This is a genomic window from Corallococcus carmarthensis, assembly GCF_003611695.1.
Taxonomy (GTDB): domain Bacteria; phylum Myxococcota; class Myxococcia; order Myxococcales; family Myxococcaceae; genus Corallococcus; species Corallococcus carmarthensis.
Genome location: NZ_RAWE01000068.1, coordinates 23055 through 44254 on the forward strand (window position 1 = coordinate 23055; position 21200 = coordinate 44254).

13 protein-coding genes are annotated in these 21200 nt (G+C 64.9%); 8 read left to right on the forward strand and 5 right to left on the reverse strand.

All coding sequences use genetic code 11. The annotated features are described in order from the left end of the window. Window positions 1-10: 10 nt before the first annotated feature. Window positions 11-1480, reverse strand: coding sequence for an MDR family MFS transporter (locus D7X32_RS19670; protein WP_120604102.1), 1470 nt, complete (start codon window positions 1478-1480; stop codon window positions 11-13). A 180-nt stretch (window positions 1481-1660) separates the two neighbouring features. Here D7X32_RS19670 and D7X32_RS19675 point away from each other — a divergent pair, with 180 nt between their 5' ends. From D7X32_RS19675 to D7X32_RS19690, 4 genes are all read left to right on the forward strand, one after another. Continuing rightward, on the forward strand, window positions 1661-2959 hold the full coding sequence (locus D7X32_RS19675) for an O-antigen ligase family protein (protein ID WP_120604103.1): 1299 nt from the start codon (window positions 1661-1663) through the stop codon (window positions 2957-2959). Window positions 2960-2978: 19 nt separating this feature from the next. After that, window positions 2979-3908: a DUF4238 domain-containing protein gene (locus D7X32_RS19680; protein ID WP_158625718.1), complete on the forward strand. Its 930-nt coding sequence runs from the start codon at window positions 2979-2981 to the stop codon at window positions 3906-3908. Between the two features lie 72 nt (window positions 3909-3980). Beyond that, window positions 3981-4163: a hypothetical protein gene (locus tag D7X32_RS19685; RefSeq protein ID WP_120604105.1), complete on the forward strand. Its 183-nt coding sequence runs from the start codon at window positions 3981-3983 to the stop codon at window positions 4161-4163. A 44-nt stretch (window positions 4164-4207) separates the two neighbouring features. Further along, window positions 4208-5074 carry a GNAT family N-acetyltransferase gene (locus D7X32_RS19690; protein WP_120604106.1) on the forward strand — a complete coding sequence of 289 codons (867 nt, stop codon included), beginning with the start codon at window positions 4208-4210 and terminating at the stop codon, window positions 5072-5074. Window positions 5075-5114: 40 nt separating this feature from the next. Here the strand turns inward: D7X32_RS19690 and D7X32_RS19695 are convergent, their stop codons facing one another. After that, on the reverse strand, window positions 5115-6203 hold the full coding sequence (locus tag D7X32_RS19695) for a hypothetical protein (RefSeq protein ID WP_120604107.1): 1089 nt from the start codon (window positions 6201-6203) through the stop codon (window positions 5115-5117). A 567-nt stretch (window positions 6204-6770) separates the two neighbouring features. Between D7X32_RS19695 and D7X32_RS19700 the strand changes: the two genes are divergently transcribed. Further along, window positions 6771-10868 (forward strand): CHAT domain-containing protein, encoded by a 4098-nt coding sequence (locus D7X32_RS19700; protein WP_120604118.1) that lies wholly within the window; start codon window positions 6771-6773, stop codon window positions 10866-10868. Window positions 10869-11391: 523 nt separating this feature from the next. On the opposite strand, the gene D7X32_RS19705 is transcribed toward D7X32_RS19700, so the two are convergent. Genes D7X32_RS19705 through D7X32_RS19715 form a run of 3 tightly spaced genes read right to left on the reverse strand, consistent with a single transcriptional unit; the run spans window position 11392 to window position 15064 of the window. Then, window positions 11392-13698, reverse strand: coding sequence for a patatin-like phospholipase family protein (locus tag D7X32_RS19705; protein WP_120604108.1), 2307 nt, complete (start codon window positions 13696-13698; stop codon window positions 11392-11394). Window positions 13699-13739: 41 nt separating this feature from the next. Further along, complete coding sequence (locus tag D7X32_RS19710) at window positions 13740-13997, reverse strand: hypothetical protein (RefSeq protein WP_120604109.1); 258 nt, start codon at window positions 13995-13997, stop codon at window positions 13740-13742. Then, window positions 13994-15064 carry a glycosyltransferase family 4 protein gene (locus tag D7X32_RS19715; protein ID WP_244239093.1) on the reverse strand — a complete coding sequence of 357 codons (1071 nt, stop codon included), beginning with the start codon at window positions 15062-15064 and terminating at the stop codon, window positions 13994-13996. Before D7X32_RS19715 ends, D7X32_RS19710 begins: the two co-directional genes overlap by 4 nt. A 95-nt stretch (window positions 15065-15159) precedes the next feature. Here D7X32_RS19715 and D7X32_RS19720 point away from each other — a divergent pair, with 95 nt between their 5' ends. The 3 genes from D7X32_RS19720 to D7X32_RS47565 all read left to right on the forward strand — a co-directional run. Then, window positions 15160-16290 carry a glycosyltransferase gene (locus D7X32_RS19720; RefSeq protein ID WP_120604111.1) on the forward strand — a complete coding sequence of 377 codons (1131 nt, stop codon included), beginning with the start codon at window positions 15160-15162 and terminating at the stop codon, window positions 16288-16290. A gap of 218 nt (window positions 16291-16508) precedes the next feature. After that, a complete protein-coding gene (locus tag D7X32_RS19725) occupies window positions 16509-17903 on the forward strand; it encodes an undecaprenyl-phosphate glucose phosphotransferase (protein WP_120604112.1) in 1395 nt (464 codons plus the stop codon). Between the two features lie 99 nt (window positions 17904-18002). Beyond that, window positions 18003-21200, forward strand: a 3198-nt coding sequence (locus tag D7X32_RS47565) for a GspE/PulE/PilB domain-containing protein (RefSeq protein WP_208752479.1), incomplete at its 3' end; no start/stop codon positions are given.

Below are 21200 nucleotides of genomic sequence, written 5' to 3' on the forward strand. Positions count from 1 at the left end.
GCGCCGCGTGTCAGTGGGAGGCGGGGACGTCGGACATGTTCACGGGCGTGGAGACGCGCTTCACCTTGGGGAAGAACAGGCCCGCGGTGAACGCGGCGATCATCGCCGAGCACATGATCCAGAAGTTGATGGACAGCCCGGTGTTCAGCGCGCTGCCGAGCGTTTCGAGGACGGCGGGAGCCAGCCCGCGTCCGTGCTCGGGGCCGAGCAGCTCCGTGGCCGCGCTCACGGGGACGTTCGGGTCCTTCATGAGCTGCGACACCAGCACGCCGCCCATGACGCCCACGCCCAGCGACCCGCCGATGGTGCGGAAGAACATGCTGCTGGCCGTGGCCACGCCGCGAAGCTCCCAGCCCACGGTGGTCTGCACGGCCACCATGGTCGACATGGCGGCGAAGCCCAGGCCAATGCCAAACAACCCCATGGCGATCTCCGGCACGAGCATCGAAGCCCCGGGCTTGAGCAGCAGCGCCATCAGCGCGGTGCCAATCGTCGCCAGTCCGAGCCCCCCGACGATGAGGGGCCGGAAGCCGGTGCGGACCATGATCTTGCCGCCGATGAGGCTCGCCAGCGGCCAGCCGACAATCATCGGGGTGATCATCCCGCCCGCCATCGTGGCCGACCCGCCGAGCACGCCCTGCACGTACAGGGGCACGTAGGTGGTCGCGCCGAACTGGGCGGCGGAGAAGAGCGCACCCGCCACGTTGGAGATGGCGATGGTGGGAATCTTGAAGATGCTCATCGGGATGATGGGCTCGGCGGCGCGAAGCTCCACGAACACGAAGCCGGTGAGCAGCACGGCGGCCAGCGGCAGGGCCAGCAGGGTCCGCCCGGAGCCCTGCACGCCGAACAGCAGCGCCACGACACCCGACGACAGCAGCGCCGCGCCCGCGTAGTCCAGCCGGGCACGCACCTTGGGCTTGAGCTGCTCGTGGAAGAACGCGCCGAGCAGCACCATGGACGCGATGCCGATGGGGATGTTGATGAAGAAGATCCAGTGCCAGGTGAGGTACTTCACGATGAGGCCGCCGGTGAGCGGGCCCGCGAGCCCGGCGATGCCCCACACGGCGCTGAACGCGCCCTGGACCTTCCCGCGCTGCTCCAGCGTGTAGATGTCCCCGATGATGGTGAGCGCGATGGGCTGCATGGCCCCGGCGCCCAGACCCTGAAGGACGCGGAAGGCGATGAGCATGTTCATCGACGTGGAGAGGCCGCACGCGATGGAGGCCGCGAGGAACAGGGTGCTGCCGAAGAGGATGATGGGCTTGCGGCCGTAGAGGTCGGCGAGCTTCCCGTAGATGGGAACGGTGATGGTGGACGACAGCATGTACGCGGTGAAGACCCACGCGTAGTGCTGGATGCCGCCCAGGTCGCTGACCACCGTGGGCATGGCGGTGGAGACGACGGTCATCTCCAGCGCGGCCACGAAGAGGCACAGCGCCAGAGCCAGGGTGGTGAACGGTCGATGGGTGGTGCGCATGGCGGAAGGGGGGCCCGGGAAAGGACCCTGGGTAACGCGTGCCCGTCCGGACCGCCAACGTCAAGCGCGTGAAATGTGGAGATGGGCGTCCTCGCCGGGGATTCCCGGTCCAGTCCGCAAGCGCAGGGGCGAGCGAGGTGGGATAGGGTCCAGCGGCCTCGCGGGTTCGAGGCGCACGGCATGGGCACGGAGACGACGACGGTGGATTCAGGGCGCTGGCGGACGGCGGTCGCCGCGGTATTGGGGCTCTACGCGGTGGGGCTGGTGCTGGCGGAGGCGGTGCTCCAGGCCGGAGCCATCCTGGCCACGGCGCTGGCCCTGGCGCTGGCGGTGACGAAGCGGCTGCGGCTGGAGAAGGACGTGAGGGCGTTCGTGCTGGCGAGCGTCGCCCTGTGCGTCTGGCAGCTGGTCTCCCCGGCGGTGGCGCTGCTGACGGGAGCCGCGACGAAGTGGCCCCGGGGCGCGAGGTACGGCCAGGCGCTGGACACGGTGGCGGGAGCGGCGGTCGCGTGCATCGGGACGGTGGGCGTACCCTGGCTGATGCTGGGAGGCATCGTCGCGGGAGGCTGGCTGGCGGCGGCGGCGCTGGGCTTCTTCCAGCACCGGGTGCCGTGGCCCTGGGAGCCGCCGAAGTTCTCCAAGCTGAACCTGTCGCGTCTGCACGAGAACTTCGGCACGGAGGAGAACCCCAGGTACGCGGCGGGAGGCTTCTTCTTCCACCGGTTGAGGTTCGCGCACGGAGCGATTGCCGTGCTGGGACCCGCGCTGGCTGTCATCGGGCGCTCGAAGGTGACGCGGCGGCGGGTGCTGGCGGGAGCGATGGTGCTGGGGCTGCTGGTGTCCATCTACGCCGCGTTCGCGCGGGCGGCGCTGGGAGCGGCGCTGGGCGTGTGCGTGCTGGCGCTGTTGCTGTTGCTGCGGGGGACGCCGCGCAAGGTGGGGCTCGGGGTGGCGGTGGCGCTGGTGGTCGCGGTCCTGCTGACGCCCGCGTGGCGCGAGCGGTTCGGCAAGGCGGTGGACAACCTCTTCGGCAGCGGAGAGCGCTCGCTGGCGATGTCCGTGGGCTGGCGCCTGGTGCGGGAGCACACCTGGGTGGGCGTGGGTTTCGGCAATCACAAACCCGCGGCCCTGGCGACGCAGGCGGAGACGGGCATCACGGACCTGCTGGCCACGGACTCCCACAACCTCTGGCTGACGGCCTGGGCGGAGACGGGGCTGGTGGGCTTGGTGTTGCTGGCGGCGATGCACTTCCTGCTGGCGAGGGCGCTGGTGCGAAGGCACCGGGCGGGTTCCATCCCCGCAACGGGAGCGCTGTTGTCCTTCGTGGGCTTCCACGTCCTGGCCCTGGTGCACTACCTGCCGTTCCACCCCAGCGTGCACCTGTCGTTCATGCTCATCTGGGGGCTGGGGTTGTGTGAAGATGGCGTTTACTCTGCTCAGGGACGCCGTCTTAAACAGAGTGGAACGTCCGAGACCTAGACGTGTGACGGGGGATTTAATGGGTGAGCCGATTAAACATCACTATGTTCCGCAGTTTTACTTGAAGAGATTTGCAGATGCAAAAGGTCAACTTAAAGTTGTTGAGCGAAGGCCTCCCTGTCGGAAGTATGTCTCAAATGTAAAGGATGTCGCGGCGGAACGGCTCTTTTATCGTCTGGAGACTGCCGAGGGCGATTCTCTTCAGCTTGAGAAGACGTTAAGTGAGATTGAGGGTGAATGCCGAGAGGCAATTTCGGACTTGCTTGCGAGTTCATTCCCGCCTGCGGTACAGGTCCGCGAGACCGTTGGTTTTTTCGTTGCGCTTCAATGGCTCCGAGGTCGAGATCAGCGAGACTCATTTAGCGATGTGTTCGATAAACTCGCGAGGCGAGCTGCGAAGGTTGTTCCCGAGCAAGAAGCAGTCAGGCCGCTAGAAAAAATGCTTGGGCGTCCTTTGACAGTTACAGAGACCCAGGAGGCCGTTGATCGGATTGTGCGCGCCAGTGTTGAGCAATTGAAGCCAACTCACAATGAGTTGGTTCTGAGTTTGTTGAAGATGGCTCCTGGATTACAACGTATTGCTTGTGCTCGCGTCTGGCAGCTTATTAAGTTCGACAAGGATTGTCTCCTTACGTCGGATTCTCCGGTCGTGACGTGGGTTCATTCCCGCAATAGGGGTGGACTATTTTCAATGGGAGGGTTCGGGATGTGTGATGAGATCCGAATTCCATTGGACATGCGCACGGCTCTTGTGCTGGCCCAAGAAGCCCCTAGTGGCGAGGTTGTATTGCAGGGAACGGATCTGCATGCCAAAGAGCTGAATCGCTCTGTGGCTTCGAATGCCTATCTTAGGGTTTTCCATAGAGCAGATATTGATCCTCTTAAGGATGTCGAGTTGCCTCCGCCTTTTGAGAGTCGAATTGTCGTGGATGGATTTGGCGGAGAGTGAACAGTCCGGGTTCTTGGTGGGGGATGAGTCTATAACTCCAGGCGTAGCTGGATTTTCCACCATCTTCGTGGAGTGGTACGGCCCGGCACGGAGAACTGGACCCAGCTCACGTCGTCCACGGTCTACTTCGCGCCGCCGAAGGGGAACGCCGGGACGCTCACCGCGCCGCCGCCCTACAACACGACCGGGTCAGGTCCGTGCACGTCGAACGTCAGCGTGTATGGTGAATGGATGCGGCACTACAACGGCTACTGAGCCTGCTCTCAGGGCACGTGGCCCCAACGGACTGGAGTCGTGTGATGGATCCCCACGCGGTCACCGAAATCGGGGCAGGCGACATCCAGTCGCAGGAGCTGTTCTGTGACTACGTGCCACAGGTGTTCCGACGTGCGGACTTCCGCCGTTGGCGCGCCTGGGGAGAATGGAACGACGACTACCGCGCGTTCGGCCTGATGGAGTCCGGGCGCGTGGTGGCCAATGCCTCCGTGATGCGGATGCGCTTGCTGTTGGAGGGGCGCGAGGTGACGGCCCATCAGCTGGGGGCCGTGGGGTGCCTGCCGTCGCATCGTGGCCGGGGGCTGGCGCGCGTGGTCATGAACGCCGCGCTGGAGGCATGTGGGGATGCGCCCGTGCTGCTCTTCGCCAACCCCAAGGTGCGCCAGTTCTACCCGCGGTTCGGGTTCCAGCCACAACTGCAGACACTGTTCGCCGCCACGCACGATGCCGTGCCGGAAGGCCCACCCGCGCCTACGCTCAATCTGGAGGACGCGGCAGTGCGCGCGGGACTCGCCACGCTGTCCAGCGAGGGGCTGTCCTCCACGGAGCGCTTCGGAGCGCGGAGCTACGCGACGGTGGCGAGCTGGCCCGTGGCCAATGGCTTTGCGAGGCCCTTGCGTCAGCTGGGCTCGGAGGCCTGGGTGTTCGCAGGAGTCGAGGGCGGCACGCTGTACCTCGACGACGTCTTCGCGCGTGAGCCCTTCGACCTGCGCGCCTGGATCCCCCGGTTGATTGACCAGCCCATCCGGTCCATCCGCTTCGGGTTCACTCCGGAGCGCTACTGGCCGGAGGCCGTGACGGCCGGTGAGGACCTGGAAGCGGACCTGTTCGTGCGCAACTTCCGTCCCTCACCAGAGGCCCATCGGTTCCCGGTCATGGCCCACACCTGATTCTGTCCCCATGCCAATCCATGGGGACAGAAGAGGGCCCCTACTGGCAGAGCTTCTCGACCGATTTGATCCGCACCGCGCCGTCGACGTTCGCGTCGTTGGTCTGGTCGCCGATGGCGATGATGCCGTTCGTCGTGAAGTTGTTCCGCGTGAGCTTCGTGACGCCGTCGACGCTCACCGTCGCCACCTTCGCGGCATCCACCGCGAGCTCGTAGACGTGATACGCGCCATCGGTCACGGCGAACGCCGAGGACTGTGAGTCATCCGCCCAGCCGAGCTTCGCGCTGTCCAGGTAGATCATCTGCGAGCGATCGGTCTGGTTGCCGACCGAAGGGGTGAAGCTCCCCAGGATGGCCGCGCCGCTGTCGAGCTGATTGTGCGTGTTCACCGATTCGACCTGCATCGTCACGCGGAGCTTGAACGGCTGCGTTCCGTCAACGGTGTTCGCCCGCGCGATCAGCAACTGACCGCTCGCTCGGCCACCGCTGTTCGTCGACGTCGCGAGGCGGACGTAGTCCTCGCCGTACGTGAGCGTGTTCGGCGCCTGCGTGTACGTCGTCCAGCCCTGCGCCACGATATCGGTGCCGCCGACCAGTAGCGGAATGCTCGCGCGGGGGGACCACGTCGTGGTCGACGTCGCGGGCGTGCAGACCTCGCATGCATTCGCCGGGTTCGGTGTCCCCTCGTCGTAGAACGTGCCGTCGATCAGGCACTTCGGGCTGCACGCGTTGGCCGAGCAAATCTGTCCCGATCCACACGTCGCCCCGTCCGCGAGCGGCGTCCACGTGTTCGCGGACGTCGCGGGTACGCACTGCTCGCAGGCATTCGCCGGGTTCACCGCCCCGGCCGCGAACTGCTCACTGCCGATCCGACAGACCGCGACGCAGGCGCCGCTCTGACAGTCCTCGGAGGCCGTGCAGGCCTGGCCGCACCCGCCACAGTGGGCCAGGTCGGTTTCGGTGTTCACGCAGGAGTCGCCGCACTGTGTGGTGCCTTCGGTGGGGCACATCTCCACGGATGCGTCGGGCACGGACGCGTCGGGGGTGTCGTCAGGGTGATCGTCGCGGCAGGCAGCAAAGAGGCCGAGCACCACGAGGCAGGACAGAGCGATGGAGCGAATGGATGTCATGATGGTAGGTGACTTTCCGCCTGCATCATGGATCTCAAAGGGGGGCCGCCCTGGTTTTTCGCGAGGACTCGTCAGAGTCCAAGCTCCAGGCCGATGCCCGGAGCCACGGACCAGAGCGTCTTCCGGGAACTACTCCCCGGGAACCACTTACCGACGACCTGGGCCCGGAGGCCTAGATGGTCGCGGAAATCGAAGGAGAGACACACTACCTCGACGAAGTTTTCGCCAAGTAGCCCTTCGACCTGAGCGCCTGAATCCACGGATTGTCTAACCGAACCATGCGGGACATCCACTGCGCCTTCCACCCTGGGCGCAACCAGAGGGAAGCGAGGACACGGAGGTCGGCCTGCTCGTGCGGAATCTACAGCTCTCACGAAAGGCTCATACTTGACGCCTAGCCAGTTGCTCTTTGCTGCTGCCCCGCGCTGCGACCCTTTCTAGGAATACTCGCTGATTGATCTTGCCCCATCCTGACCTTCCTTCAACTTGGCTGACTTGGAAGGTCTGCTTGCCCGAGCTCTCTAGTGCCGCCATGTGATGCTGTGTTAAGTAAAGCTCCGTACTCTGATGCTGCTTGAGGAGGCGTGTGTGGTTGATTTAATGACAGCGGATGGTTGGCAGGGACTGTTTGCGCAGAGTGCTCCTGTTCGAGGCGGTGTGGATATCCACATCTTTCCCGTGAAAGACTTGAGTGGATACTCTGCTGCATTTGGGGTGGTCACTTGTCTTGCCCAAGATGGAGCGCAGTCTCTGTTTTTCTCGGAGATTGTAATACTAGTTCCGGTTGTTGGTTCGGAGGAAGGCGCATTGTTCGAGGTTAATTTCGTTAGTCGACTGCATGAAGTGCTTGAGGGGGTGGTTGCGAGTGGGCGCGTTGAGGAGTATTTAGGATTTGTCAAAACGCGAATTCGTGTTGTTGCTGTGCTGGAGTGTGAGACTGATGCGCTTGTGGCAGCTGTGGATTCGCTTTCGACAAATGCATGTGTTCTTGTTTTGAAGAGCGATCAGTTTAGTTCGCCATCTGTGTTGCCGCCTGTCGAGCTTATGGCGACACAGGTGTATGAAGATGAAGTTCTGAGAATTAATACGTTGGAGGATTTTTGGGTGCCGCAGGTCATTCATCTCCATGGGCGATTAAGTGAGGTCGCGGCCGAAAAAAACCTCTATGTTGTCATTCAGGTCGCACAGGAGTCGCCCGTGCGTCCGGAGAACCTTGATGCAATTCGCAATTGCAATGGGGGATTGGTCATAGGCGAAAGCTCCAAGGGGGAGCAAAGTTCCATGGCGGGGTTCGGTCGTTGGGTGGAAATGATTAAGGGCGGGGATGAGGCGCTAGCATTTTGCGAGATCGACGGTGTTGGTTTTAATTTGTTAAATACAGCCCTCGCCAAAGCTCAATGCTTGCTTGCGGCTGATCAAGGGCCACTGGCATTTGAATTCCTTTTGCCATTTAGGGAGGAACTCGTGTCGGAAGCCCCTGCGCATATCGCGCATCTTGCGGCACGCTTGGCTCGGCAGGCAGGCCGGAGGGAGGATGCGGTTGCTCTTCTCAATCGGGCCGTTCATGCGGAGGATTCTGATCTTGAGTGCCTCCGTTCGTCCCTCAACCTTGCGCGCCTTTTGGGACATGATGACCTTTTCTCCAAGACGCGCGAACTTATTATTGCGCGCTATCCACAGTCTGATGAGTCAGTGCGCGCGACATTCGTGCCGCTGCTTAATGGTGGGCGTTACGCTGAGGTCGCCGATGGACTTCGGCCCATCGTGCTGCGAAGTCATCCGTCATCGCTCTCTCAGTACCTGCTTCTCCTCGCCGAGGCCTTCGCGCCAGAGCCAATTCCAGATTACGGACGCTTTATTCAGCATGTTCGGAATGCGATGGGAGACTCGCAGGCTTCGCAAGCTGTGTTGGACAGTCTAAGAGATACGCTGCGACGCCATCTTGATGCGGAATCGGTTAATTTACTTGTTGGGCAACCAGTGTTGCCGGAATTTATGGAGGATGCGGCGTCACTAGGGTTGCAGATTCTCGAACGTATTCTGCTTGCTCCTTCCGTGCTTAGGGAGCAAGAGGTCCACAATCGTGACCTTGAAACAGCGGCGGTAGTGAATTGGCTGGTGCGTTATGTTGCGACGCATCCTGGTGATGGGGATACAAGAAGCGCACTCAGTCGACTTGTTTCGCCAGAGTTGGCGGGTACGTATGGAATTGCTCTATTGCTCTCGCTTGCGTTGGACGCAATCGCAATGGAGCCCCAAGGGGACGGCGCGCAGATGCGGCCTGTGGTTGAGTCGAGATCCGTTGATTTGGAAAAGGCGTTCAATGATTTGCCTGTCTTAATAAGGCAGTTGCCTCGAACTGGCGTGATTCTTGGTGCTGTCTCTCTTGATTTTCGAGAAGTGTCATCGACGCCGGAGGATTTGTTGGAGGCGGTTGATGCTCTTCTTGATCGAGCAGTGAAAGAATCCGAGAGAGAAAGCGAATCAAAGAAAACATTGGCCATGGTGAGCATGTTGCTGCCAGTGGGTATTGCTCTTGCTCGCAGGATTAATGATTCTTTGGCGGAATATCGATTACTTCGGACAGGTGCCATGGCGCTTGCGTTGTCGGGAGAGTCGCAGCCAGCACGAAATTTGGCCGAGCATGGCTTGGTTGTCGCCGCTTCATGCCAAGATTCTGAGACTCTGCGGGCGGCGTGGCATCTCTTTTCCGATGTGTATCTTCGTGTGCGAAGTATTCATGATGCTGCGCTTGGTTTGGCTTGTGTTAGTAAGTTGGAGTCGTTGCCTAGTGGGCGCCGAGATGTATTTTTTGATGCATATCTTGTGGTGCGATTGGCGCGCGACGCTGGTCTCATTTCTCTTGCTCAGCGGGGTATGGTTAGCGCCGAGGCGCTCTTGACTGAAGAGCAGCGGACTGGAATCAATGGTCTTGAGATTGAAGTGCTTCGCGCGACAATTGAAATGCGAGCCGTTTTTTCGGATCTGGGGCGTGGAGTAGATGATGAGGCCGCAAGTCGGATCGAAAAGCTTGCAATGGACTTGGAGCGCCTTCTGGTGCGTGCGCGTGAGATCAATGCGCCATTGTCGCCGTTGTTGATTGTTTTGGCGCAAGTTCTTGCTGTGGGGCACGATTTGCACGTGGCATTTGCCCCATCGGTTCAGCAAGTATTTGAAGAGGGGACTCGGACGCTGGGGCCAAGTATCGAAACGCGCGTGCGTGCGCTGATGGGCGCGGACGTGGGGCAGTTGGCGCTAAGTGGTATGGCGCGAACGCTTGCTTCAACTCGGTTTGCGCAGGATATAGGGACCGATATTGCAGAGGGAAGGGTTGTTGCGCATAGAGCCATCAGCCAAAATCCACTGCCGTCGCCCGAGAAGGTCTGTTTCTTCCTGGATTGGCTTGGTGATCATTCTGTTCGTATCCCTCGTGATGATGCCGGGGGGAAGAAAGAACTTGGTTCGCAGGACGATGCAGCGCTGATTGCTTGGGCATCAAGGCAGGGAATTGCATTGAGGCCGGAGCAGCTAGTTGATTTGGTGAAGCGACTGGACAGGACGGGTCATGTCCTCGGAAGCACAATGCAGGGCGGCCAGGTTGAGCTTCCCGGCGATCCAGCTGTGACGGCCAGACGACTCGCATTGGTGGGGGTGCAAGGAATTGATGTTCATCTCTTGGGATTGAGTGAACAAGGACGGCTTGTTCATGCGTGCTTCTCGAACGGGAAAGTTGCGACGGTTGATGAGTCTGTTGAAGTCTTTGATGTCGGCGCAATGGAAGCTTGGTCGAAGATGTACCCGAGTGGCTTTTCGCTAATGGATTCACGCGATCCATTTGGGGCGCAAGCCGTGGAGCATGTGATGCGACGGATCGGGATGTCGGCAGAAGCCTGCGAAAGGCCTCTGCTGCTTCTGCCGGAAGCGGCTCTTCAGACCCTTCCGGGAAATCTATTGCTAACTGAGGGGCGTCTCGTCGGTACCTTGAGGCCGGTGGCTATGGCGCCATCGCTGACTTGGGTGCACGCAGCTCATTCAATTCCGCGCCAATCAACAGGGCGATTTGTTGCGTGGATTTCTGAGGAGTCAGTAGTCGAAATAGGGGTGGTTTCAGCCCTAACGCAGTTGCGTGAGTTTACTCGGCAGGAACTGGAAGATTTCGGGTTCCAAATCGAAGGTGGTGCCAAGCCTCCAGAGTCGTTGATGGACGCAGATATCGCCTTTGTGGGAGCACATGGAGGCATTGGTCAAGAAGGGCGCTACTTCCGAGTTGTTTCTGATGAGGCGCAAACTCGCCTGTCTGCGAGGACGCTTGCGCGGCAGTGCTCAGGCGCCGGAGTGGTCGTGCTTGCTGTGTGCAATTCTGGCAGGCATGACGTGGATCCCTATAGTGGGGCGGCCTATGGGCTCGCTAGGGCTCTGCTTGATCATGGTTGCCGTGCGGTGATTGCTCCGCCTTGGCCTCTGGATGTGCGAGTAATGCGGAGTTGGCTGCCGGCGTTCCTTACGGCTCTGGAAGATGGGATGCCTATTATTCAGGCAAATTTTATTGCCAATCGTGAAGTGGGTGCACGTTTGAGCTGGCATCCGAGCGTCCAAGTGGCAATGCATGTGTACGGCGATCCGTTCCTTCAGATGGCAGTCAGGCGCAGGGAGGCGAGAAGTTAATTTGTAGATGAGAATTCGACTTTTAGGCGGGCCGGCTTTGTGCGGTTTCCGATTTCTGAGGTGCGACAGTAGATGTGGAGCGGCTTGAATATGATTGCCGGCCATGTGTTGTTGTGAGGTGCAATACGTCGGCCCTGGTTTTGTTAGTTTTGTGCCTCTAATGGCACCTAACGAAAGTCAGGACTGGACTGGTCGTCGGCAAGGTGCATCCTCAGGTTGAAGTGCATGGTCCGTGAACTCGTTCCCGACGCCTTCTGGCAGCGCGTGGCACCCCTGTTGCCTCCGCCTCGGCCGACTATGACAAATGCGATGAGAGCTTACGCCTCCGAATAGAGGTTCGGTGGATTGGTTTGCGGTTCAATGAACATAGGGTGTTGTTGGGGTGTGCTTGTCAGAAAGAACCGGCCGCAGCTGCTTTGACCCTGCAGCTAGGGCAAAGATGGAGCGCACACTCCGGAACTCTAGTCTTAGGCAACTGCGGCATGTGCCTTCACCCCGTCTCCTCCTTCTTCTATTGGAGTCGTTAGAGCCCCAGCTCCAAGCCAATGCCCGGGGCCACGGACCAAAGCGACTTCCGGGAACTGCTCCCCGGGAACCACTCACCGACGACCTGGGCCCGGAGGAACTCCAGGAAGGTGATGCCTACGAGCGCCTGGACGACGGGCCGTGAGCACGCGGTCACGTGGCTGGCGCCTCCGTCCCTGCAGACGTTCGTCCCGTAGTCGTCGTTCGCGCTGAACAACCAGCCGGCGCGAAGCGCGAGGCGACTCTGGGAGAGGAAGGTCTGCTCTGCGCGAGGCTGGAACTCCAGCCCTCCCGTGAGTGCCACGCCAAAGGGATCGCTGCTGCTGCCGGAGGAAAGGACGTCCTCGAGTCCGCGGAACCCGAGCGCACCGGCGAACCGGAGTCCGGAGGTCAGCGGCATCTCGGAGGCCCCGACGCTCAAGCCCAGCTCGCTCTCGGTGGGCCCCATGGTGATGTGCAGCGACAGGCGCTGGGGCTCGTAGCTGATGTTGTCCACCGCGAGCTTGCTGGCGAAGCGGACCGTGGGCTTGTCGGAAGCGGGCTGCACCGCCGCGAGCCGGTGGGCTGCATCTCCGAGCGAATGGCGGATGCGCAGGACGGCGAGATCGCCACGGCCCTTCGGCACGCCGAGGTCTCGAAACGCGAAGCCATAGGCACCGAGCAGCCGCATCGAATACGCCAGCTCTGATTCCTTGTCGCTCCGCTTCCAGTCCGGCCACTCGCTGGGATGAAGGCCGGGGACCCTCGGCGGAGACTGCCCCGCGATGGCGCGGTCACAGTGCGCGTTGCGCCAGGTACCAGCGGGGGCCGTCCCAGCGGACTTGTTGCATGCGTCGTAGAGCTGATCCAAAGACATCTGCAACAGCGCCCGGAAGTCCGCCAGCGCTTCGCCCTGACAGCTCTGGTCCGCGTCCGGCGAGGAGTCGTAGACGGCGCTCATGCAGGCGAAGGGCTGCCATCCTCCGGGTCCATCCATCGCTGCCGCGCGAGGCCCCTCCGACTTCGTCCGCCCTTCCCGGAATGCGTCATCCATCATCCGGCGGGCGTCATACATGCCGAGATAGAAATCAAAGACACGGAAGCTGGTCTCGAAGAAGCCCAGGAACGCGAAGAGGGGGGCCCCGGCTGCGGGGAAGTGCCGTCGAGGAAGGGTGAGCCGCTTGGCGATCTCCGGCTCTTCCTCCAGGAGCATGGCCAGTTCTTTCGAGCGCGCCGTGTCCACGAAGGCAGCCAGGATCTCCGCGAGTGTCCCCGGCAGTGAGGCCGGTCCAGTGCTGGCTTGAGCCGGTGGCGCTACCGGGTACTCAGTGGCGTCTGGATCAATGAACGCGAATGCGATGCCTGGGGGAGTCGTGCGTGCGTCGGGCTGTGGAACCGGGCGCCACTCCAGCTTGCCATCCGCTGTTTCGCGCAGACCATCGCGAGCGAGTCCTACGGCCAGGCGGAGTGGGGTGTTGTCGAAGACGCCGCCGTCGATGAAGAGCTCGCGCCGTGCCTCCGCTGGCAGGCACACCCCAGGCTTGGCGGACGCATTCGCCGCGCAGGTGCGCAGCGGCTGTGGCGGGAACGCGATGGGGAAGGACATGGACGCGAGGAGAAGCTCGCGCAGGTTCGCGAAGGGGATCTCCCCGTGTTCGTCCGTCTCGAGCATCAGCTCCAGACGCCGGCCCTCGCGAGTGGTGTAGTTGGTCGCACGGGGAGGCCGTCCCTTCCCACGTCCCTGGATGCGGATGGCGAACTTCTCTTCGAGCCGGGGTAGGTCGAGCCGTCCATTCGCGGCCTGGAGCGCGCGGGGGGCGACACGCGTTGTCGAGACTCCAAGCACCACGTCGCAGGATGAATCCAGACCTCGATTCCAAGCCTGTTCAATGTGGACGGCGCGGCGTTCCAGTGACTCCCGCGAGAAGACACCGAGCGGCGTCGTCGAGGACGGGATGAAGAGGTCGTTGAAACCAATGGGAACCCAGATATCCCAGAACAGCGATTGGGCCGGCGTGGAGGCATCCACGCCGCAGGTGGCCATGACCGCCAGCAGGGCGTTGAGGCTTCCCGCGGAGGCGCCTGTTACGAGCCGGAGGTCCACGGCCCGTTCTCCCTGGGAGGACGTCCCCGAGTAGTACAGGAACCCTGCCTCGTACGTGCCCAGGGACACGCCTCCACTCACGGTCAGCGACACGGCCTTCGGGGATGCGGTCTGGAGCGAGTCGAGCGCCTGGGCACTCGCGGTCGAAGCAACCAGGAACAGCACGCAGGCGAAGGCGCGGGTCAGCAGTCCACGGACGCGTGATTTCGCGGTGCTGATCATGGAACGCTTCTCACTCTGCTGATGGCTATGGGAGGCCAGGGTCATTTGCGCCGGAAGACCCACTCGACCCCAGGTTGATCTGGCTGCCAACCTGCGTCGAGCGCGTGGTGAATGACTTCTTTGACGAGGCCCGGCGCGATGATCGTTCCGTGCTCAACCCAGGTCACCATGGGCCGTCCGCGCGCCCCTTCATGCTCAACGACGATGGCGAGGCCTGGCTCATCGTTGGGCGCGACCGTCCATCGGAAGGACATCTCCCTGACGACGATGCGCCGCGTCCCCTTGCGCCGCAGTGTCACGGCCGTACCTGCTGTCTTCCCTGGAGGGCTCGCCTGAAAACGCCGAGGGTCTGTTGGGCGCATCGGTCCCAGGTGAACCGGGCCGCTCGCTCTCGACCCAACTCAATCAGGCTCCGGCGCAGATTCTCGTCCCTGAGAACTCGCAGCGTTGTTTCATGCCAGGACTTCGCATCGTCGGGCGGGACTCGCATCGCCGCATCGCCCACGACCTCCGGAAGTGCTGTCGCATCCGAGACGATGACGGGACACCCGGCCGCCATGGCTTCCAGCGCCGGCAATCCAAACCCCTCGTACTTCGACGGCAAGAGCAATGCCGTAGCTGCCCCATAGAACAACGCCATTTCCGACTCAGGCAGTTGCTCCAGGTCGATGACGTTCTCATGCAGGCCCGTCTCATGCGCCACCGCGCCCTTGCCCGCCAGCAGCACCAGCGGTACCGGCAGGTCCGGCGCGAACTTCCCCAGCATCGCCAGGTTCTTGAACGGCTTGGCATTGCCGACAACCGCCACATACCGCTCTGGCAACTCATGCCGCTCCCGGAATGCCTTCGCCTCACTGGCCGTGGGCGGCTGGAACCGCGAATCCACACCGTTGTGGATCACCTGGAACCGGTACGGCGACATCTTCAGATACTTCCCCAGCTCCTCCCGGGAAAAGTCAGACACCGTGATCAGCGCAGTCGCCAGCCGCGCCCGAGGACCCACCACGGCCTTGTAATAAATCGCCTGCACCGGCGTGTACTGGTCCGCCAGCGCCAGGTGGTTCGCGTCATGCAACGTCGCCACCAGCTTCCCCGGCCAGAACAGCGGCAACGAGAACGACGTCGCGTGGAACAGGTCCGGCTTCAACTTCGTCAGCTCGTACGCCAGCAGCGGCTGCTCCGTCGGGGACAGGTACCCCGCCCGGGAACGGTGCATCGGAATCGTCGGCGTCAGTTCACCCAGGTCGTCCGGCAGCCCCTTCGCGGGGACCAGCGCGGAGAACTCCAGGTCCGGGGCCAGGGCGGGCAGCCGGCGCGCCAGCTCCAGCGCGTACCTCGCGATGCCGTGGAGCTGACCGCGCACCATTCTCAGGTCGAGGAGGACAGAAGGCACGCTCCCTGGCCTACCACACGCGGCCTTCCCCCCGCACCGCCGCGCCTCGGTGCTACAAGGCCCTCCCCGTGAAGGTCGCCCTCGTCCACGACTGGCTCGTCACCCACCGCGGCGGAGAGCGCGTCCTCGACGCCCTCTGCGAACTGTTCCCCAGCGCGGACCTCTACACCCTCATCCACCAGCCGGGCAGCCAGCCCCCGCGCATCGAGGACCGGCGCATCACCACGTCGTTCCTCCAGCACATCCCCGGCATCCACTCGCGCTACCGGCACTTCCTGCCGCTGTTCCCCCGCGCCATCGAAGCCCTGCGCATCACCGGCGACTACGACCTGGTCCTGTCCTCCAGCCACTGCGTCGCCAAGGGCATCCACGCCCCTCCCGGCGTGCCCCACCTGAGCTACGTCCACGCTCCCATGCGGTACATGTGGGACCTGTTCGACGAGTACTTCGGCCCCGGCCGCACGCGCCTCCCCGTCCGCGCCGCCGCCCTCGCCGTGCGCCCCTACCTCCAGCACTGGGACCGCGCCTCCACCGACGGCGTGGACCGCATCGTCGCCAACTCCCAGCACATCGCCGGGAAGATCCGCCGCTTCTGGGGCCGTGACGCCTCCGTCGTCCCGCCCCCCGTGGAGCTGGAACGCTTCACCCAGGTGCCGCTCGAAGGAGGAGGGCAGGGCGGCTACTTCCTGTGGCTCGGCGCCTTCGCCCCCTACAAGCGCCTCGATGTCGCCCTGGAGGCCTTCCGCACCCTGGACACCCCGCTGTGGGTCGTGGGCACGGGACAGGAGGCCGCGCGCCTCACGTCGGGCCCGCTCCCGCCCCACATCCGCTTCCTCGGCAACGTGCCCGACAGCGCGCTCCCCGCCCTCTACCGCGACGCGCGCGCGCTCCTCTTCACCCCCGAGGAGGACTTCGGCATCACCCCCCTGGAGGCCCAGGCCACCGGCCGCCCCGTCATCGCCTTCGGCAAGGGCGGCGCCCTGGAGACCGTCACTTCCAAGACGGGCCTCTTCTTCCCGGAGCAGACCCCCGCGTCCCTCGCCGCCGCCGTGCGCCAGTTCGACGCGTGGGAGGCCTCCTTCCGCCCCGAGGACGCCCGCGCCCAGGCCGAGCGCTTCGGCCGCGCCCGCTTCCAGCAGGCCATCCAGGCGGAAGTGGACGCCCTTTTGGGCCTGTCCCCGGCCTCCCCAGCGGTGTGACAGCGCTGTCCGCCCCCTCCCCACTTTCCCGAGGCCTGCCCGCTCGGTGTGTCGGATTGTGTCGGCTGCCCTGCGGTCCAACCGGTTGGATTCACGGGAAAACCCGTGCTAGGACCCCGCGCCGGGGGAGGGGTCCGGGCGCCTGACGGGGCCCGGGGCGAAGGGTGCGTGTCTTGCATCCGACGGACCGTCTTCGTCCCCCGACAGGAGTCATCGCGGTGTTCGGTCGCCTGCAGCGCTTCTACACGTCCATCAAGGTCGCCGCCGACGCGGGGATGCTCGCGGTGGCGTTCGTGCTCGCGTACTTCACCCGCTTCAGCGGCGTGTTCCCCATCACCGAGGGCATCCCGCCCCCGGCCGAGACCTTCGTCTCCCTGGTGATGGTGCTGGTCATCTTCCCGGTGACGTTCCAGCGGGCGCGGCTGTACGCGACCAACCGCGCGCGCTCGCACATGGGGGAGCTGTTCGAGCTCTTCAAGGCCACCATCACCGCGACGCTGGTCCTGGTGGCGGTGACGTACTTCATCCGCGAGCGCTATTCGCGCCTCACGCTGGCCATCTTCGTCGTCTACGCCTTCACGCTCATCGCGTTCTCGCGCATGTTCATGCGCCACCTGCTCAGCGAGGTGCGCCGGCGCGGCTACAACCTCAAGTCCATCCTCGTCATCGGCGAGGCGGAGCTGGGGCTGCGCACCATCGAGACCGTGGAGAGCCACCGCGAGCTGGGCTTCCGCGTGATGGGCGTCCTGTCGCTGAAGGAGGAGAAGGTCGGCCAGTGGGTGGGCGGCGTGCGCGTCGTGGGCCACGTGGGCGAGGTGGAGTCCTACCTGGATGCCCACCCCGTGGATCAGGTCATCATCGCCGTGCCGCTGGAGGACCAAGCGCGCGTGAAGCCGCTGATGGAACAGCTGGCGCTGCGCACCGTGGACGTCAAGGTGGTGCCGGACCTGTACCAGTACATCACCCTGTACGGCGGCCTGGAGGAGTTCGGCGGCCTGCCCATCATCAGCCTCCAGGGCGACCCCATGGACGGCTGGAGCCGCGTGGCCAAGCGCGTGTTCGACGTGCTGTTCTCGCTGGTGGCCATCGCCGTGAGCGCGCCGATGATGGTGTTCACGGCCCTGCTCGTGCGCCTCACCAGCAAGGGCCCCATCCTCTACCGCCAGGAGCGGATGGGCATGGATGGGCGGACCTTCGCCATCCTCAAGTTCCGCACCATGCGCGTGGACGCGGAGGTCCAGGGCGCCACCATGGCCAGCGCGGTGGATGCGCGCCGCACGCCGGTGGGGACGTTCCTGCGCAAGTACTCGCTGGATGAGCTGCCACAGTTCTTCAACGTGCTCCGGGGCGACATGAGCCTCGTGGGCCCGCGTCCGGAGCGGCCCGTCTTCATCGAGGAGTTCAAGCGCCAGATTCCGCGCTACCACCTGCGCCACAAGGTGAAGGCGGGCATCACCGGCTGGGCGCAGATCAACGGCCTGCGCGGCCAGACGTCCATCCAGAAGCGCATCGAGTACGACCTCTACTACATCGAGAACTGGTCGCTGCTGATGGACCTGAAGATCCTCCTGCGCACCGCGCTGGGCGGCTTCCTGTCGAAGAACGCGTACTGAGCCGGGCGGCGGCAGGCAGGCGGGCAGGACGGGCGCGCAGGTCGTATTCATGCGCACCCTCTCATTGGCACCGCGAAGTCTTCTAGACTGCGGGCCGACATGGCCGACAAGCTGGGATTGACGCTGGTCCGAAAGGGCCTCCTGACGCAGGCGCAGCTCGACCAGGGCATGAGCGCGCAGCTCGTGCATGGGGGCCGGTTGGGCTCCCGGCTCGTGGAGCTGGGGTTCCTGGACATCGAGACGGTGGGCATGGTGCTGGGCGAGCTGACCCGGCTGCCTGTCGCGATGGAGGCGGACTTCGACGCCGTCACCGAGGCGACGCTCAAGCTGCTGACGGACGATCAGGCGGAGAAGCACCAGGCGTTCCCGCTCGCGGTGGAGGGCCGGCGGCTGAAGGTCGCGATGGCCAACCCGCTGGACCTGCAGACCACGGATGCGCTCGGGTTCATCACCGGGATGCGCATCGTCCCGTACGTGGTGCCGGAGCTGCGGCTGTTCCACTACCTGAACCTGCGCTACGGCATCGACCGGCCGACGCGTCCCTTGAAGGCGGCCATTCCCGTGCCCGCGCGCCGCTCGGTGTCCATGGCGGCGGTGGCGCCTGCCGCCTCGATGGCGCCGGTGGCGCCGGTAGTGGTGCCGCCTCCGGCCGCGCCTCCTCCGCCCGCGCCCGTGCGCGCGGAGCCCGAGGTGGCGGGGATGTTCGGAGGGCTCGCGCCGGGCCAGTTCCTCAGTGATGAGTCGGAGGAGCAGGATGCCGACGACGACCTGGCTGAAGCGGCCATCGTCGGCGAGGAGCTTCCGGACATCGTGATGGGCGAGCCGATGCGGGCTCCGCCTGTCGTTGAGATGGCTCGGCCCGGTGGGAGTCCTCCCGCCGCGCCGCCCCGGTCGCCCATGGCGGCACAGCCTCCGGGCATGGTGGCCCGGCAGGGCGGGGTGCCTCCCGGGACCGTGCCTCCGCCCGCGGGTGTGCCCGTGGCTCCGGGTATGCCCGCGCCGTTGGGCGCTGTGCCCGGCGTGCCTCCTCCTGGAGCGGGAGTGCCTGTGCGCGCGGCGCCTCCTCCGGGTGCTCCGGGAGCGCAGCCTCCTGGCGTGCCTCCTCCTGAAGCGGGAGTACCTGCGCGCGCGGCGCCTCCGCCGGGTGCTCCGGGAGCGCAGCCTCCTGGGATGATCGGGCGGGGTGGGCCCGTGCCGCCGGGGGGCCGGCCTTCAGGGACGGGGATCCCCACCGTGCCGAAGACGCCGCCTCCGGGCATGCGTCCCGCGGCGCCGGGGATGCCGGGTGCTCCTGGTGCGCCCGGTGTGCCGGGGCCAGGGCCACGTCCGGTGGGGCCGCCGGGGGCGCCGATGCCTCCGGGGATGGTCCGCGCAGGACCGCCGCCGGGAGCGCCGGGCATGCCTCCGGGCGCGGTGCCTCGGCCCGCTCCGGGCATGCCCCCGCCCGTGATGATGGCGCCTGCTGGTGCGGGGCCTGTGCCTCCGGGACAGCGTCCTCCGACCGCTCCTGGGGTTCCGGGTGCCGGGGCTCCTCCGGGTGCGCGTCCCATGGGACCTCCCGGTGCGCCGGGCGCCGTACCGCCGAATGCCGCGCAGGGAAGGCCTGTCGTCGCGGGAGGCCAGCCGCCTCCTCCGGGCGCACCGCTGCGTCAGGGGCCTCCGTCTGGAGCAGTGCCGCCGGTTGCCGTCGGCGCAACGGGTGCCGTGCCTCCTCCGGGGGGGCCGGCGCCCGTTTCGCAGGCACGTCCCGTCGCGGGGCCTCCGTCGGCGAGCCCGGCCGCGATGCCCCATGTTGCGGCGAATCCCCCGGTGGGAAGCCTGCCTCCCGCGTCTGTCCAAGGGCAGCCTGTCCCCACGAATGCCGCGCCCGGAAGCGTGCCGCCCACGTCTGTCCAAGGGCAGCCTGCCCCCACGACCGCCGTTCCCGGGAGCGTGCCGCCCGCCATGGCTGAAGGCCCGGCCGGGACGGCGAATGCCTCTCATGGCAGCGTGCCCCAGGGCCTGTCTGCTGGAACGAATGCCGCCGTGGGGCTCACTCCAGACAGCGTGCCGTTGGCCCAGGCTTCGTCCGAGCCAGTGGTAGGGATTGCCAAGGCCGCGACGACGGTGGCGGAGGCCTCAAAGCCTGTCGTCGAGCTGGCCTCCGCTGGAGCCCCGCCGCCCGTGGCCCGACGTCCGTCAGGGGTCACCCAAGCCATCACGGCGGCCTCTCCAGGCCTGCCTCCCGCAGCCGCCTCGGCCGTGGCCGTCCCGGTTGCCAGCGGACTGGCGGCGGAGCTCGGAGGAGAGTGGGCGGACGCCTTCGCGGACGCCCCGCCCGCGAAGCAGGCGGCTCCGGCTGTCGTCGCGGAAGCGCCTTCGAATGCGAAGGACGCCGCCGCCCGGCCCGCCCAGAGCTCTTCGTTGTCCGAACTGGTCCTGGACGCCGAGTTCGCCGAAGACGCAGAAGTCAGCCTGAGCCCCGAGTCGTTCAACTCCGCGCCCGTCGCGGCGCCTGTCGCAGCCGCAGCCGAGACGGCCCCCGAGCCCGCGGCGGTCCTGCCCGGAGATGATCTCTCCAACGACGACATCCTCGAAGACGTGGATGCCGTGTCCGCGGCACCGCCCAAGGCCGCCGCTGCCGAAGCCACGGACGTCCTGGAAGACGTGGACGTGATGTCCGCCGAGCCGCACGAAGCGGCCAAGGCATCCGAGGCCACGGACGTCCTGGAAGACGTGGACGTGATGTCCGCCGAGCCGCACGAAGCGGCCAAGGCATCCGAGGCCACGGACGTCCTCGAAGACGTGGACGTGATGTCCGCCGAGCCGCACGAGGCCCAACCGATTCCCGAGGCGGAACCGGTCTGGGACGCCGCGCCCGCCATCACGGCTGAAGCGAAGGAAGCCCCTCCGCCGGAGCCCGTCCCGGCACCCGCCGTCGCTGACGCCCCGAAGGACGAAGGGCTGCTGGAGGCGATGGAGTTCGAGGACCTTCCGGAAGCGCCCGCCGCTGTCGAAGCAGCGAAGCCGGAGACCCTCCCCGCCGAGCCGTCCGTCACCACGGCGCCTCCGCCTGAAGCGGATCAACCCGCGCGGCTCGACTCGACGGATGCTCCAGAGGCGTCTGTCATTGTCGCCCCAGCCACGCAGGACGCGGAAGCGGACGCGCTCGAATTCAGCCTGGCCGGAGACTCGCCCAAGCCCTCCGCGCCTCCTCCCGAAGCCGAGTCCTGGCAGATCGCCGCCGCGCCGAAGGCCGATGCCGTGACCCCCGCCCCTCCGGCGGAAGAGCCCAGCCCCGCGCCCACCGAAGAGCGT